Here is a 14,337-nt window from a genome sequence, read left to right on the forward strand (position 1 = left end):
GCTAACGGTTGACCGTCTGGACCTGCAACACGTTCAGGGGCCCCGCGGTGGAGGTCGTCTTCTGCGTCAGCACACCGTTGGTGTTGTTCGACCCGGTCCAGGTCAGCTGCCACGTGATCGTCTGCGTCGACGTCACCGGGTGGTCGTAGCCGGGGCCCGTGACCCGGCCGTACTGGAAGCCGCAGCCGCCGGCCGTGGGTGCGGAAGGGCCGTCGGACTCGGTCCAGGGCCGGCCCGGACCAGGGCAATCCGTCGGTGGCGACCCGTCACCCGGGTCGAAGGTCAACGACACGGGCCGGGCAGTGACGGTGGCGAAGTTGCCGCCGGCTTCGGCCGTGGCCGTCAATGGAGTCCACGTCGACGCATCGGTCCAGTAGTAGGTCCAGAGATTGATGTACGTGAACGCGTAGCCGCCGAGCTGGCCACCTTCCGACGGCGAACGGTGACCGGAGGGGTCGGGCAGTCGGAACGTGGCAGCGGCCCGGACGGCGAGTTCGGCGGGCGTCGGCGGCGGGTTGGCACCCGCGGCGACAGCCGGGCAGCCGTTCGCCGCGGCAAAGACGTTGAACTGGTCGAGCGGCATGCTGCCGTAGTACTGGTCGTACAGCGAAAGGCACCCGCGCCCTTTGAGGGTGGTGCAGTATTCGTAGTAGCCAGCGGGGTATTTGGCGCAGGGATCGGTCGTGCCGCCTCCACCACCGCCCCCTCCCCCGTCGCCAGGCGGAGGCGTAGTCCCGCCGCCGCCCGGTCCGCCGGTGCCGACGCCGACGCAGTTCGGGTCCGTCCTGATGTCGCAGGCCGCGGCCGGCGCGGCCAGCACCGTCACGACGGCGCCGAGCGAGACGGCCATCAGGACGGTGGCCAGCGCGGCGGCGTACACCGGCGTCCGGCTCATCGCGAGCACGTCTTGGTGGCATCAAGGGTGAACGAGGTGACGACCCACCCCGCGGTGGTCGGCTTGAAGATCTTGATCGTCGCGGCGTACGGCGGCGGCACCGTCGCGGGTGTCGACGGCGGGACCGCCGTCCCCGTCGCCACCACGTACTCGGTCCACGGGTCCGAGGTGGAGTCGAGCACGCAGTCTTCGAGCGTTACGGACGGAACGGACGCCGTGAGGTCGCTCGACATCATGATCAGCCTGTCGACGGGCGGACTACCCCGGAATGCCCTTCCCTGTGCCTTCTCGTCTGCCAGCGACTGCACGAAGACTTCCTTGGCCTGCCCTGCGACCAGCTGGGTGAAGGTGTCAGCCGAGACAGTCGTGGGGCTACGGAGCGCGGCGTTGTACGCCTCGGACAGGCTCACGAAGACGTCGACGGCCGGCTGGGCGTCGCCGAAACCGGTGGAGCTCGTAGACGTGTCCGTCGGGGTCGGCGCGGTCGACGTCACTGCCGTGCTCGACGTTGGCGACGAAGTGCTGCTCGGCGGTGGTGAGCTTTCGACCTTGACTCCGCTGCCACCACAAGCCGACAGGGTCGACATTGCCACCAACGTGAATGTGGCTGCCGGCATGCAGAACCGGCGGGACCGCTTCGACACGTGCCCTCCAGTGCGTGAATGACGGCCCGTTTCGTGACGACAGCGGCTGTGTGGTTCAAGGTCCCGCGCGTTCGACCGGGAGTCAAGGGATGAACCCCCACATTCGGGAACTTGCCCGGCACGCTGGTCCGTTGCGGCGTCACGAGACAGGGTCCGTTGCAGAGTGCTGCGAACGGAAACTTCGTCTTTCCAGCCCATCTAGTGCCCAAAGCGCCAACGGGGTTGAGCGTGCCAAACATGCGGCCACGCTCGACGGCACTTGTGTTCAGCGTGAAGCAGATTGCTGGCCACAGTCCCGGAGGCCGACCGGCGTGGTGTCAGCACTCTCGCAGACGGTGCGCCCTTCCGGTAGAGACGACCACTCCCGTACGGAGGCGACACCAGCCATGACTCAGCGCATCGACCCGCGTCCCGAGATGGACCTCCGACCGGCGCCACACGGGGCAGGTCTCGAGCACAGCGTCGGCGTCGAGCGGCTCCTTCTCACCGTCGAGCAGGCCGCCGACCAACTCGGCGTCTGCCGGACCACGATGTACCAGCTACTGAACGCAGGGCAGGTGCGGTCGGTCCGGATCGGACGCAGCCGCCGGGTGCCCCGGGCCGCGTTGTCCTCGTTCGTCGCCTCCCTCGACGGTGGCGACGACCACGCCGCGTGACCGACCGGCTCCGGTCAGGAGGCGGGCTCAGACTGCCCCTGTGCCGAGCCCACGTCAGCCCAACGGGCGGTCCTCGATCTACAAGGACGGGGACGGTGGCTGGCACGGCCGGGTGACCATGGGGGTCCGATCCGACGGCCGGGTCGATCGCCGTCATCTCCGCGGCAAGACGAAGGCCGAGGTCGCCACCAAGGTCCGCGAGCTGGAAAAGCATCGCGAAGCGGGGACCAAGACCGAGGCCGGTCGCGCCCCCACCCTGGAGACCTGGCTCCGCCGTTGGCTTGACACCATCGCGCGCCCACGGATCAAGCCGAAGAGCTACGCGTCCTACGAGAGCGACCTGCGAGCGCACCTCATCCCCCACCTCGGCGGGCACCGCATCGACCGGCTGCAGACCGAACACATCGAGACCATGTTCGCCGCGATGACACGCGCCGGTTCGTCGGCCGGCACGGTGCAGCACGTCAAGCGCACCCTGAACGCCGCCCTCAACGAGGCCGTCGGACGGGGCATGATCGGCCGCAACCCCGTGACCCGTGCGTCGACGCCGCGGCCCACCAACGAGGAGATCGAGCCACTCACCACCGACGAGGCCAGGACCGTCCTGGAGGCCGCCTCCCACGAGGTCAACGGAGCCGCGTGGACCCTGGCCCTGTGTCTCGGCCTGCGCCGCGGCGAAGTGCTCGCGTTGCACTGGGTGGACGTCGACCTCGAGCAGGGCACGATCACCGTCAGGCGGTCGATGGGGCGGTTGCCGTGGCGGCACGGCTGCTCCGATCCGGTGGTGTGCACCAAGAGCCATCACCGTCCAAGCTGCAAGCGCGGCTGCACCCTGCACGCTGTGCGTTGCCCGGAGAAGCACGGCGGCGGCATCGTCTTCGACACCCCCAAGAGCCGCGCCGGACGACGCACGGTGACCATGCCGCAGACGCTCATCGGGGTTCTCCGCTCACACAAGGCGCAGCAGGCCGAGCGACAGCTCGCTGCGGGTAAAGACTGGGAGCCCTTCGGTCTCGTCTTCACCAACGACACCGGCTACCCCCTCGACCCCGACGCGCACTCGAAGGACTGGAAGCGTCTGCTCGCCAGCTGCGGGGTTCGGCCGGCGCGACTTCACGACGCCCGCCACTCGGCTGCGACCTACCTGCTCGTCCAGGGCGTCGACTCGCGCACGGTCATGGACATGATGGGCTGGAGCCAGCTCTCCATGACCCAGCGCTATCAGCACGTCGTCCCCGAGCTCAAGCGGGAAGCCGCCGCCCGGATGGACTCATTGCTCTGGGGCGACAACAGCTCCCGCCCGGGATGACCGACCGATGATGGAGGCAGGGAACGCTAGCGCGCGTAAGCCCGACGCACGGACAGGACGTTGAGGTGGGTACTGGAGTGCGCCGGCCAGGCGCACGCCAACGCCTCGATCTGATCGCTGGCCGCGTTCACGTGAACGCGCGCCGACGCCTCGTTCTGTACGGCTCCCCGTCCGCTGCGCTCGCCGGCAGAACGTCTGGTCTGTGCCCAACTATGCTGGCGTCTGTCGTGAGACCGACCTCAGCGCGACTGCACCTCGGACGGGTCGGGGGCACATTAACGTGCGCCCGCTATCACCTGAGAAGTGCGAGTGGACGGATTTGTTCCTCGGGGGCGATCGTTTCAGAGGGCGGAGCAAGGACCGACATTCAACACAAATGTTCGAGCAGCGCGGTCGGTTCCAGCACACTTCAAGTGATTCGTTGGCGGCCGTGGAAGATTGCGTGTATAACTGCGTGAATGGGCGATGGAAGTGAACACAAGGTAACGCCCAACCCGGGGCAAGGTTCGTGCCTGTTGTGCGGGACGACGGAAACTCCCACTCGTGAGCACATCATTCCCCAGGCGCTTTGGAAACGGTTTGGTGTAGACCCGAACCGCCCTGACCTCGCAGATTTCTGGACCACCCTCTGCGAACCTCACAATCAAGCCACCAGCGCCCTTCATGCGCGCCCAGAAATGCTGCAGCTCATCGAGCGGGGAGAGCCGGTAACGGCAAAGTCACTGAGTGACCTCGCTGACTGGGCCATCTGGGTGACGCTACTTCTCGGCCTCGAGCGCGGCTCTGGTGTGCTCGGACCAGATAGAAGCCGGCAGCGACTGCTTGAGCGATTTGATGCGAAGTCGGTCGGAACTCCTCGCGGCGTACGCGTGTACGCGGCTCGAATTTCGAAGTTGGTAGATCCTGTCGACCCGCCCATCACATCGCATCTCCTCGCCCTCCATGGAGACGCCCGCATCGCGCTGGACAACCGAAGTCGTCCAGCCGGCCTGAGCGTCCAGACCGGGCCCGTTGCCGCGTCGGAGTCGATCGCGGTGGGAGCGATGGCTCTGTTGGTCGTTGGCCGTACGTACGAGTCCGGGCCTGACCACAACAATCGTCTGGACCAAGCGGTGGCCTCCGTGGGCTTGTCCCGTATCCACCCGCTCTCGAAGGGGGACGTTCCCCCGCTCATCGCAGTCCCGGTGAGCATGAGCGACGTGAGCCGCTTGTTCACCGTCATGCCGTTCGACGTTGACTGGTCCCTAACCCCGGAGGCAATACGTTCGATGTCCCAGTTCGATGGCACGTCGGGCTAGCGGTCCGAGCCGGATTGAACTGCAAGAGTCTGAGCTGGGAACCTGGCTGGCAGCGACCGCGATCGCCGCGCATGGCGGGTACGCGTGGAGGCAAGCGGCGTCGCACAGCCCTACTCGCCGAACCATTGCGACTGAGCCGAAACCTCTTCTAGCGTTGGTTCACGCGCCGCCCTGGCCTTCGCATGTTCCGCAGCTTGTACCCACACGATCGGGTAATTCCCCGGAGAACCAAGAATCATGTCGATATGCTCGTCGGCCAGATTGTGTACGTGTGGCAGGGGCACGTTCGACGTGTACTCGACAGCGCTGAGCGCGGCAAGGTTCGCGCTATTGGGTTCGGCCAACATCCGCGCTGACAGCCCGTGTTGAATCGGCCATCCGGCAGCGCCAATGTTTTCGATCGGGGTCATCGGCTCGGTCCCCAGCTGAGCATGGTCGGTCGGATTGGCGACATGGTGCAAGACCATCAACCCAGCCGGGGCCGACCGGCCGTAGACCCGCACGCCTAGCTCGGCCGGCAATGGCCGCCCCACGCTTGACACGCCGATCCGACTCGACGCATTCAGCAGAGCTGCTTGCCTCGCCGGATCGAGGTCGTCGATCGTGTCGGCGAGACGGTCGACGTGGTCGCCAATAACCTCAGCTCGTGCAACCGCGGTCAGCGCTAACGCCCACGTTGCTCGTGATAACTGGTCGTCATATTGGTCATGGGTCTGGCCCCACCAGGAGGAGTTCGAACGTTCAGCGCGGATGTCTTGCAGCAGCCGACCGTAGTTGGCGTCCGGACCGAGCGGGGTGCGTGCGCCGGTGAGCGTGCCGCCGGTGCGGTAGATCGTGTCGGGGGTGGCGGCACCGATCACGGCGATCTCTGCGGCGAGTAGACATGGGCCGTGGATGGCCGCAATCTCGCGTGCTGTGTCACCCCACCTCGACGTAGTACCACGCTGACCGCGGCCGAATGTCATTGCTTTCTGGACATTCTCGTATCGCGCATCTCGGCTCCTGAGTCGCCGCAGAACCGTGAAGATCTGGCCTTGCGAGTCGGGCCGGTCCGGGTGTCCAACGTCAGCTCGGTAAACGCCTGATCGTTCTCCGCCGGATACTAGAAACCGTGCCGGAGCGCAGACGCGGAGTACGTCGTTGGGGAAGCCGCTGGCCGTCGTGAGGGCGTCGCTGCAGTCACCGTCAAGCACGGCGCGGAGGAGGCTCGCTTCCTGCGCCGTGTTGGGGGTGACAGGCAGGTCGGCTTCTAAGGCGGACCGGCACGCTCGCGGAGTCGTGAGCGCGAGTGAGCGGCGTATCGGTTCTGCTAATCGACCGGCTGCCCGGTGCGGAACACCGAGGCTGAGCCATATTCCTTCCTCTTCGGTGTCTGCCGCGCCTGTCAGGCGAGGTTGCCACCATTCATCGAATACGGCATGGTCGTCGGTTACTGCACGGGTGAAGGTGAGCCGTGCTTGGTTCAGCTTGTGTGTCGGGTCTGCCGCTACGTTGGCGAGGATCGCCGTTACGAGCGCGTTCGCGGCTGTCGGGTTGGGTCGGGTGTTGGTGACCGAATTCTGGTGCAGCGCGACGCCGACGAGGATCACGCCGAGATCGTCGCTGAACAGTGTCCCGGCGCGCGCTTCGGACCGTGCCCGTCCGCGGAATACCCCGTCGGTTAGCAGCGTCCATGCCGTGACGCGTGCCTGTGCCGGGCGAGGAGACCCGGACAGTTCTTCCTCAATTGTTTCAACGAGGTCTGCGATCTCGTTGGTACGGGCGAATCCAGCGTAGAAGCGTGTCGTGTTCAACCAGTAGGGGCGTCGGGCGAGTTGCCGCAGCACGTTGGCTGGGTCGAAGGAACGGTCGTCAGCGCCGGCATACTCCCAAAGGAACTTCGCAGCGAAGTACTCGCGTACTGACTGGACGTCGAACTCGAAGGTGCCTTCAATCTTGCTGCTCAGCGCCCAAACCCTGTCAGTCACGGCCGTGAACAGATCCGCAACGTTCGACGTCGGTTTGTCGACGGCGAATAGGTAGCCGTTGATCGAGCTCTTGACGCCCTTCGCAGTCATACGAGCTCGGTCGCCATCGAGCTCCGCGCGAGACTGCAGATGCCAACCCAAAAACGCAGTGACCTCCTCGAGGTCCTCCCGGTACTTGGCGACCAGCTGCGACTTCTCAGCCTCACGGGCGAGAAATGCGTCCATGTATTGGCTGTAAAGCTGCGTTCGACTTTCGGGCACGGATACTCCGAGTCGATTCATCAGGTACAACAGGATGGTCAGCTGCATGGGATTGTCAGCGAGTTGACCGATGTGCGGCTCGATCGAGCGCTTGTTGAAGGTCTTGACCAGCGCCCGCCGATCTACGTTTGACAGCCCTCGAGCCCGCGCCCAGCTGCGGAGATAGTCGGTACGTTGCTTCGTGGTCAACTTGGACAGCGCAACTCGCTCGTAGATGTCGCGGCTGGGTTCCGGGAGCCCGGAAGAGTTGGGTCGTGTCGTCACAACGACCTGCTGAGGCACCGTCGCGCGGCCGAGGCGGGCGGTGAAGTCGTTGATTTCGCGGACGGCCTGCGCACGCACCGGCAACTGGGCGATCTCATCCAGCCCGTCGAGGACGATTACCATTGGAAACCGGTCGAGCATGTCCTTGACGGCCGCGATGTTTGTCGCCACCCCGCCGCTGCGGGCGGTGAGCAATTCGCACAAGAACATCTCGACGGCGGGTAGGCGACGGCGGATCTTGCGTGAGGAAATGCTACTAGATTCGGACTCGTCGAACGGGGGGCGGCCATCGAGCCACGTGCCGTAGTCTCGAAGATCCACCCGAAGGGGCATCCGGGGCACGCGCGGTTCCATCGCAGGCCGGGACGCACCGTTCAGGTCATCATCGCCCAGGTAAGCGGCGCGATGAACCTGGCAGATGTACTGGCCGAGTGTCGACTTGCCTTGGCCTGGTTCCCCAAGGACGAGCGTGAACGGATAGGAGGTGTAGAGAAGGTAATCGGCTGCGCCTTGCCCGCTGGCTAGCCGCGCGCGCGGCCGGATGATCTCACGACCGTGAGTGGTCACCTTGTTTTCATCGGGGCTGCGCTCGGCGTGAACATCAACGAACAGGGAGCTCAGGTCGTATGACTGCATGTCGACCTGCTTGAACTTGACCTTTGCGTCCTCTCGCCATTGGGTTGCAATAACGTTCCGCAGAATCAATTTCAGGTCTTGGTCGGACGCTGCACGTTCGTCGGACTCGATTACATACCTGACTGCGTCTACGCCGGCAAGCATCTCCTGGTATGCCCACTTGATCTCCGTTGGAGCCGCGTCGACTCTGGCATCGAGGTCGGACTGCCACCAGCAGTCCATGTCTATGCCGAACTCCGACGAGTAGTGGAGTAGGGCTTGATCGAGCTTGTCGATGGACCCGCTGCGTCGCTGAGCGGTCCCGGCGACGTTGGTCATCAAGACGTACTTGGTGGCGCCATCCGCGACCAGCCGTTCGATGTTGTCGTGCTCGTCGTCGATCGCTTTGCTCAGCCATCCGCTCGGGCTCTGGACCCGTTTGCTGGTCCATTTGACCTGATAGATCATCGAGTCAGATGCGCTCTTGCGGCGCGCATCGCGACCCCCGTCGGAGTGCCCGACGGGGAAGCAACTGACGTCGGGGAAGGAGACGGCGAGGAGCGCTCCGCAGAGCTGCTGAAACCTCTTCTCCGACAGCCGCTCATAGAGGTACTTCCAGCTGTTGCCTGGCTGCTGGCTAACGTCGTCCCGGCCCGGCACCACTATCCGGGGCCGACCGGCTGCCACGGCGTCTCCTCACTGAACGTCACGTTCTCTCGAGACCCAATCCGACCCACGCCTGGGTTCAGGCATGGACGTTAACCGACACCCCTGAACCCTGTCGCTGGGGGCTACCGCATTGTGGGGGGAACGGACCCCCTAGCCCTTGCCCTCGACGGGGGGCTGCAGTTATGCGTCGGTTGGGCCGCAGTTTCAGTCGTCGAGTGCTTCGCCCTATTCGGCGTTATACGTCCTGCTGAACCACCCCGACGACGGTGCGCGACTCGTTGGGGCCCCAGCGAGCCTTGGGCTTGATCGAGCTACTGCTCGACACGCCGTGAGACGGGGACTCGTGCGATCGCCACAAGAAGTCCGTGCCGCGCGACAGCGTCAGCGCAAGGGGGGTGTCGCGCCCCGGCCAGGCGGCTCGCGACGTGTTGACGGAAACGACCTCCTACGCCCCCCATCGAGCCCAGGAGAACTCGACCCCCATGTCGGCCCGACGATGGTCACGTTTGGATAACTGAGACCACAACTGAGACCACTCGGCACTGCGTCTCACCATCTGAGACTCAGCGGAAACGCTTACGCGGGGTTTTGCTGGCCTACAGGTGGAGCCGACGAGGGGACTTGAACCCCTAACCGCCCGATTACAAGTCGGGTGCGCTACCAGTTGCGCCACGTCGGCGGTGCGCGTCCAGGGTGTCACACCGGGTGTGCGGGTCACGCGCCGATGAGGTCGTCCGCGGCCAGGAGGCGGACCTGCCCATGGGTGGCGAGGTGGACCGGCCACATCGGCACGCGGCGGTCCCTCGCCGTGCTGGTGAGGGCGGCCGCCCACGCGCGGTCGTCGAGGGAGACGCTGGCCGATCCGGGCCGCGAGAGCAGAGCGGCGAACCCGTGCACGGTGTCGTTGCGGCGCAGGCTCTGGATCAGCCCGAACAGGCCGTCGAGATGGCGACGGTCGGGTCGGAGCGGGACGTCCTCGCCCGGGGCGATGACGGGCAGCGTCCACTGCTCGCGGTCCACGAACAGCAACCACAGCGTGCGGACGCCGAACCCGCCGTCACCCATCAGCTCCGACCACAGTTCGGTCAGGGTGGCGTCGGACGCCAGGTGGACGTGCGGACCGGTCTCGAGGAGGCTCATGGCGCACGATCGTGCCGCGGATCGTGCGTGCCCCGCGTTGGTTGTCCACAGGCCGGTCGGTTCTCCACAGAACGGGAGAACCCCTTGCCGTACGGCCCTTTCGTGTGGTCAGGCGTGTGGCCCGGCCACCGCCGTCAGCGCTTGACCACCTTGGTCTCGGTGGCGCGGGACGCCGCCGGAGCGCCGTCCTTCGCGGGCTCGGGCTTGCCGTAGAGGTACAGGTACCAGTACGCACTCGCGACGAACACGACGGCGCCGACGAGGTTGCCGAGGAACGCGAAGATCAGGTTGGCGACGGTGTTGGCCAGCGTGACCTCCGGTGCGTGCACGAACAGTGCCGCCGGCAGGAAGAACATGTTCGCGACGACGTGGTCGAAGCCGATGGCGACGAACGCGGTGATCGGGAAGACGATGGCGAGGATCTTGCCGCTGACCGTGGTGGCCGCGAGCGCCAGCCACACGGCGAGACACACCAGCCAGTTGCAGGCGATCGCGCGCAGGAAGATCTCGAGGTGGTCCTCGGTGACGACCTTGGTCTTGGCCACCGCGGCCAACCGCGTGAAGTTGTTCAGCGCCGACGTCCCCGCTGGTGAGTCGGCCGTGCCGATCACCCCGGTCTTGACGGCGAACACGTAGGCCACCAGCAGGGATCCGACCAGGTTCCCGGCCGCGACCACGACGAAGTTCAGTGCCAGGCGGCCCCACGCGACGAGGCCACGGAACGCCGCGAGCGGGACCAGCGCCATGTTGCCCGTGAGCAGTTCGGCGCCGCCGATGATGACGAGGATCAGGCCGAGCGAGAACACCAGGCCGTAGAACAGGGTGATGAGCCCGCCCCACTCCTTCGGCATGCCGGCGGTGACGTCGATCGCGAGCAGCGAGCCGAACGCGATGTAGGCGCCGGCGAGGATCCCGCCGACGAACATCTTCGGAACCGCCAGATGGGCCTTCGCCGAACCTGACGCGACGGCGAGTTCGGCTACTTCGGCCGGGGTGTTGACGCTCAACGGACGACCTCCCACGGCCGGGGCTCGGACAGCACCCGGCAGGATGTCTCGTGCCCGTCACGGGCGCACAGCTAACACCTACGAGAGGAGGACGGCAGCAGATGACGCGTCTGCACCGGCCGAAGGCGGGGTTCTGGGTCCGGCTGTGCGTGGCCGTCCTCTACCCGCTCGACAGCCTGCTGTTCCGCATCAGCTTCCGTCACCTCGACCGCGTGCCGGCGCCGCCGCGGGGCGTCGTCGTCGCCATCAACCACCTGAGCTTCATCGACACGATCGTCATGGCGCGGCTGGTGTGGGAGTCGGGCCGGATCCCGCGGTTCATGATCAAGTCCGACGCGTTCACCGTCCCGCTGCTCGGCACGATCTTCCGTCAGGCCCGGCAGATCCCGGTCTACCGCGGCACCGCCGACGCGGCCGACTCGCTGCGGGACGCCGCCGAAGCCCTCGACCGGGGCGAGTGCGTCGTCATCTACCCCGAGGGCACCGTCACCCGCGACCCGACGAAGTGGCCGATGCAGGGCCGCACCGGCGTGGCAAGGCTCGCGCTCCTGCGCCCGGACGTGCCGATCGTCCCGGTCGGTCAGTGGGGCGCGACGGCCAGTTTCGACCTGCCGAACAAGGTCGTCCGTCCGTTCCCGCGCAAGCCGCTCGCGGCGCAGGCGGGCGAGCCGCTCGACCTGTCGCGGTACCGCGACGTCGAACCGACGGCGGAGACGCTGCGGGAGATCACCGACGTCGTGATGACGGCCGTCCGCGACCAGGTCGCCGCGGTGCGCGGGGAGGAACCGCCGGAGGAGTTCTTCGTCCCCGTGCGCGTCCCCGGGACCAAGCGCCCGCGACGACGCCCGCACCTGCCCCGCCGGACCCCGTCGTGAGCGCGGCGCGCCTCGTCGTGCCGAGCACGGAGTACTTCACGAGCTTCCGCGCCGCGCAGGAGGAGTTCCGCGCCGAGGGTCGTGGCGCGTCCGACGACAACTCCAACGTCGGCGACGAGTTGCGGGCGGGTGTCGCGTCCGACGCGGCGACCTTCGCCCGGCACGTGACGTGGTTGGTGGGCGACAGCGAGGAGGACTCGCCACGTCCGGAGGGCCGGGTGCCGTGCACGACCCGCTGGTGGGTCGACGAGCAGGGCTACATCGGCCGGATCGCGATCCGGCACCGGCTGACCGACTGGCTACGCGAGTTCGGCGGGCACATCGGCTACGACGTGCGGGCGTCGCGCCGGCGGCAGGGGCACGCCACCGCGATGCTGCACGCGGCGCTGCCGATCGCGCGTGACCTGGGCATCGACAGCGCGTTGATCACCTGCGACGACACCAACGTCGCCTCCCGCCGCGTCATCGAGAACGCGGGCGGGGTGCTGGAGGACCAGCGTGGTCGCAAGCTGCGGTTCTGGGTCCCGACTACCTGAGAACCGGCACTGGAAGCGCTGTAGGTCCGGCGCGGCGGCCACCCGGACCCTTGACGCAACAGTCCCGAAACGTGTGTGATGAGCGGTACACGACCGCGACGCCGGTCGCCCGTCGCTCTGCTCGTTCCCGCAGGGATCCCGACGGTCGGCCGGAAATCCGTGAGGTCGGCACCGCCGGTACGCCACCGGTGGCCCGCCGGCCCGTACCCGGTGCGGTCACAACTGGAGAGGAACCACCATGGCGAGCGTGCAGTACAAGGAGGCCACGCGCCTCTACCCGGGTAACCCGGTCCCGGCCGTCAACAAGCTCAACCTGGACATCCCCGACGGCGAGTTCATGGTCCTCGTCGGGCCGTCCGGCTCCGGCAAGTCCACCGCCCTGCGCATGCTCGCGGGCCTCGAGGACGTCGACCAGGGCGCCATCTACATCGGTGACACCGACGTGTCGCAGAAGCCGCCGAAGGACCGCGACATCGCGATGGTGTTCCAGAACTACGCGCTGTACCCGCACATGAGCGTCGGCGAGAACATGGGTTTCGCCCTCAAGCTCAAGGGTGTCAGCAAGGAGGAGCGCGACCGCAAGGTCCGCGAGGCGGCGAAGCTGCTGGACCTCGAGAAGTTCCTCGAGCGCAAGCCGAAGGCCCTGTCCGGTGGCCAGCGCCAGCGCGTCGCCATGGGCCGCGCGATCGTGCGTGAGCCCTCCGTGTTCCTCATGGACGAGCCGCTGTCGAACCTCGACGCCAAGCTGCGCGTCGAGACCCGCGCCAACATCGCCGCGCTGCAGGCACGCCTCGGCACGACGACGATCTACGTCACCCACGACCAGGTCGAGGCCATGACGATGGGTCACCGCGTCGCGCTGCTCAAGGACGGCATCCTGCAGCAGGTCGACACCCCGCGGAACCTCTACGACCGCCCGGGCAACGCCTTCGTCGCAGGCTTCATTGGCTCGCCGGCCATGAACCTGCGCACGGCCGACGTCACCAACGACGGTGCCCGCTTCGGTGGCGCCGACATCCCGCTGGCGCCCGCGATCCTCGAGGCGGCCAAGAAGGCCAACCTCTCGAAGATCACCCTGGGCATCCGGCCCGAGGCGATGAAGCCCGTCACCAACGGCAGCCTCGCCAAGGGCGGCATCACGATGGAGACGACGCTCGTCGAGGAACTCGGCGCCGACGCCTACGTCTACGGCTCGCTGCAGGGCGACGACCCGCTGACCGACAAGCAGTTCGTCGTCCGGGTGCAGGGCCTCAACACCCCGCGCATCGGCGAGACGCTGACCCTCGAGGTCGACCACAACGCCGAGCACGCGTTCAACCCGGACACGGGCGAGCGTCTCGGCGGGGCCGCGTCGCTCTGACGTCCTGACGTCCCGGACGGGGCGGTCACCTGCGGGTGGCCGCCCCGTTCCGTGTTCGGGAACGGCCACGGCGTTCTCCGGGAGCGAACACGCGGCGACGACTGTTCGTCCCCGGATGTTGGAGTCCGCATGATCATCGGACTCATCGGCGCGGGCCACATCGGTACCGCCGTCGCCAGGAACGCCATCCGCAGCGGGCACCAGGTCGTGCTCTCGAACTCCCGCGGGCCGGACACGCTCGGGGACCTCGTCGCGGAACTCGGTTCCTCCGCGCGGGCCGCGACGGCCGAGGAGGCCGCCCGGGCCGGTGACATCGTCGTGGTGACGATCCCGTTCAAGGCCGTGCCGCAGGTGCCGATCGAGCCGCTCGCCGGCAAGACGGTGATCGACACCAACAACTACTACTTCGAGCGCGACGGCCGGTTCGCGGACATCGACGGCGGTACGCAGACCGTCAGTGGCACGTTGCAGGAGCACCTGCCGACGTCGAAGGTCGTCAAGGCGTTCAACCAGATCCAGGCCGCGCACCTCGCCGCCGGCGGCGCCGGGACGTCCGGTCCGCGGGCCATCCCGATCGCGGGCGACGACGCGGGCGCCAAGGCCGAGGTCGCCGAGCTGATCGGCTCGTGGGGGTTCGACGTCGTCGACGCCGGCCCGCTCGCCGCCGGGGCGACGTTCGACCGTGACCAGCCGGCCTACGGCTTCGACGGCGACGCCGCGGCCCTGCAGGCCAAGCTCGACGAGGCGAAGCCGAACGCCTTCGCGTCCATCTGACGGTTCTCTCCCGATCCTGCGAGGTCCGGCGTCACGCGGCCGGATCTCGCAGGATCTGAGGACCCGG

General features: G+C 67.0%; 11 protein-coding genes and 1 tRNA gene. 7 read left to right on the plus strand and 5 right to left on the minus strand.

Going from position 1 to position 14,337, the window contains the following annotated elements:
• Position 1: 1 nt before the first annotated feature.
• Positions 2–895 (minus strand): hypothetical protein, encoded by an 894-nt coding sequence (locus ACXR2U_RS01110; RefSeq protein ID WP_458823055.1) that lies wholly within the window; start codon positions 893–895, stop codon positions 2–4.
• A gap of 36 nt (positions 896–931) precedes the next feature.
• Between ACXR2U_RS01110 and ACXR2U_RS01115 the strand changes: the two genes are divergently transcribed.
• The 3 genes from ACXR2U_RS01115 (at position 932) to ACXR2U_RS01125 (ending at position 3,504) form a co-directional block, all read left to right on the plus strand.
• Positions 932–1,561: a hypothetical protein gene (locus ACXR2U_RS01115; protein WP_458823056.1), complete on the plus strand. Its 630-nt coding sequence runs from the start codon at positions 932–934 to the stop codon at positions 1,559–1,561.
• 364 nt (positions 1,562–1,925) lie between these two features.
• Positions 1,926–2,195, plus strand: coding sequence for a helix-turn-helix domain-containing protein (locus ACXR2U_RS01120; RefSeq protein WP_458823057.1), 270 nt, complete (start codon positions 1,926–1,928; stop codon positions 2,193–2,195).
• Positions 2,196–2,235: 40 nt separating this feature from the next.
• Complete coding sequence (locus ACXR2U_RS01125) at positions 2,236–3,504, plus strand: tyrosine-type recombinase/integrase (protein ID WP_458823058.1); 1,269 nt, start codon at positions 2,236–2,238, stop codon at positions 3,502–3,504.
• 1,408 nt (positions 3,505–4,912) lie between these two features.
• Here the strand turns inward: ACXR2U_RS01125 and ACXR2U_RS01130 are convergent.
• The 4 genes from ACXR2U_RS01130 to ACXR2U_RS01145 all read right to left on the minus strand — a co-directional run bounded on the left by ACXR2U_RS01130 (position 4,913) and on the right by ACXR2U_RS01145 (position 10,725).
• Positions 4,913–8,596: an NACHT domain-containing protein gene (locus tag ACXR2U_RS01130; RefSeq protein ID WP_458823059.1), complete on the minus strand. Its 3,684-nt coding sequence runs from the start codon at positions 8,594–8,596 to the stop codon at positions 4,913–4,915.
• Positions 8,597–9,181: 585 nt separating this feature from the next.
• Positions 9,182–9,257: transfer RNA gene (locus ACXR2U_RS01135), tRNA-Thr, on the minus strand.
• A gap of 35 nt (positions 9,258–9,292) precedes the next feature.
• Positions 9,293–9,718, minus strand: a complete 426-nt coding sequence (locus ACXR2U_RS01140) for a hypothetical protein (RefSeq protein WP_458823060.1) — start codon at positions 9,716–9,718, stop codon at positions 9,293–9,295.
• Between the two features lie 134 nt (positions 9,719–9,852).
• A complete protein-coding gene (locus ACXR2U_RS01145; protein WP_458823061.1) occupies positions 9,853–10,725 on the minus strand; it encodes a formate/nitrite transporter family protein in 873 nt (290 codons plus the stop codon).
• 101 nt (positions 10,726–10,826) lie between these two features.
• Here ACXR2U_RS01145 and ACXR2U_RS01150 point away from each other — a divergent pair, with 101 nt between their 5' ends.
• The 4 genes from ACXR2U_RS01150 to ACXR2U_RS01165 all read left to right on the plus strand — a co-directional run bounded on the left by ACXR2U_RS01150 (position 10,827) and on the right by ACXR2U_RS01165 (position 14,270).
• Complete coding sequence (locus ACXR2U_RS01150; protein WP_458823062.1) at positions 10,827–11,600, plus strand: lysophospholipid acyltransferase family protein; 774 nt, start codon at positions 10,827–10,829, stop codon at positions 11,598–11,600.
• Positions 11,597–12,136 (plus strand): GNAT family N-acetyltransferase, encoded by a 540-nt coding sequence (locus tag ACXR2U_RS01155; protein WP_458823063.1) that lies wholly within the window; start codon positions 11,597–11,599, stop codon positions 12,134–12,136. Before ACXR2U_RS01150 ends, ACXR2U_RS01155 begins: the two co-directional genes overlap by 4 nt.
• 238 nt (positions 12,137–12,374) lie before the next feature.
• Positions 12,375–13,496 carry an ABC transporter ATP-binding protein gene (locus ACXR2U_RS01160; RefSeq protein WP_458823064.1) on the plus strand — a complete coding sequence of 374 codons (1,122 nt, stop codon included), beginning with the start codon at positions 12,375–12,377 and terminating at the stop codon, positions 13,494–13,496.
• Positions 13,497–13,625: 129 nt separating this feature from the next.
• The gene (locus tag ACXR2U_RS01165) at positions 13,626–14,270 is read left to right on the plus strand and encodes an NADPH-dependent F420 reductase (RefSeq protein WP_458823065.1); all 645 of its coding nucleotides are present in this window, start codon (positions 13,626–13,628) and stop codon (positions 14,268–14,270) included.
• Positions 14,271–14,337: the final 67 nt, after the last annotated feature.

The organism is Jatrophihabitans sp. YIM 134969, assembly GCF_054456675.1.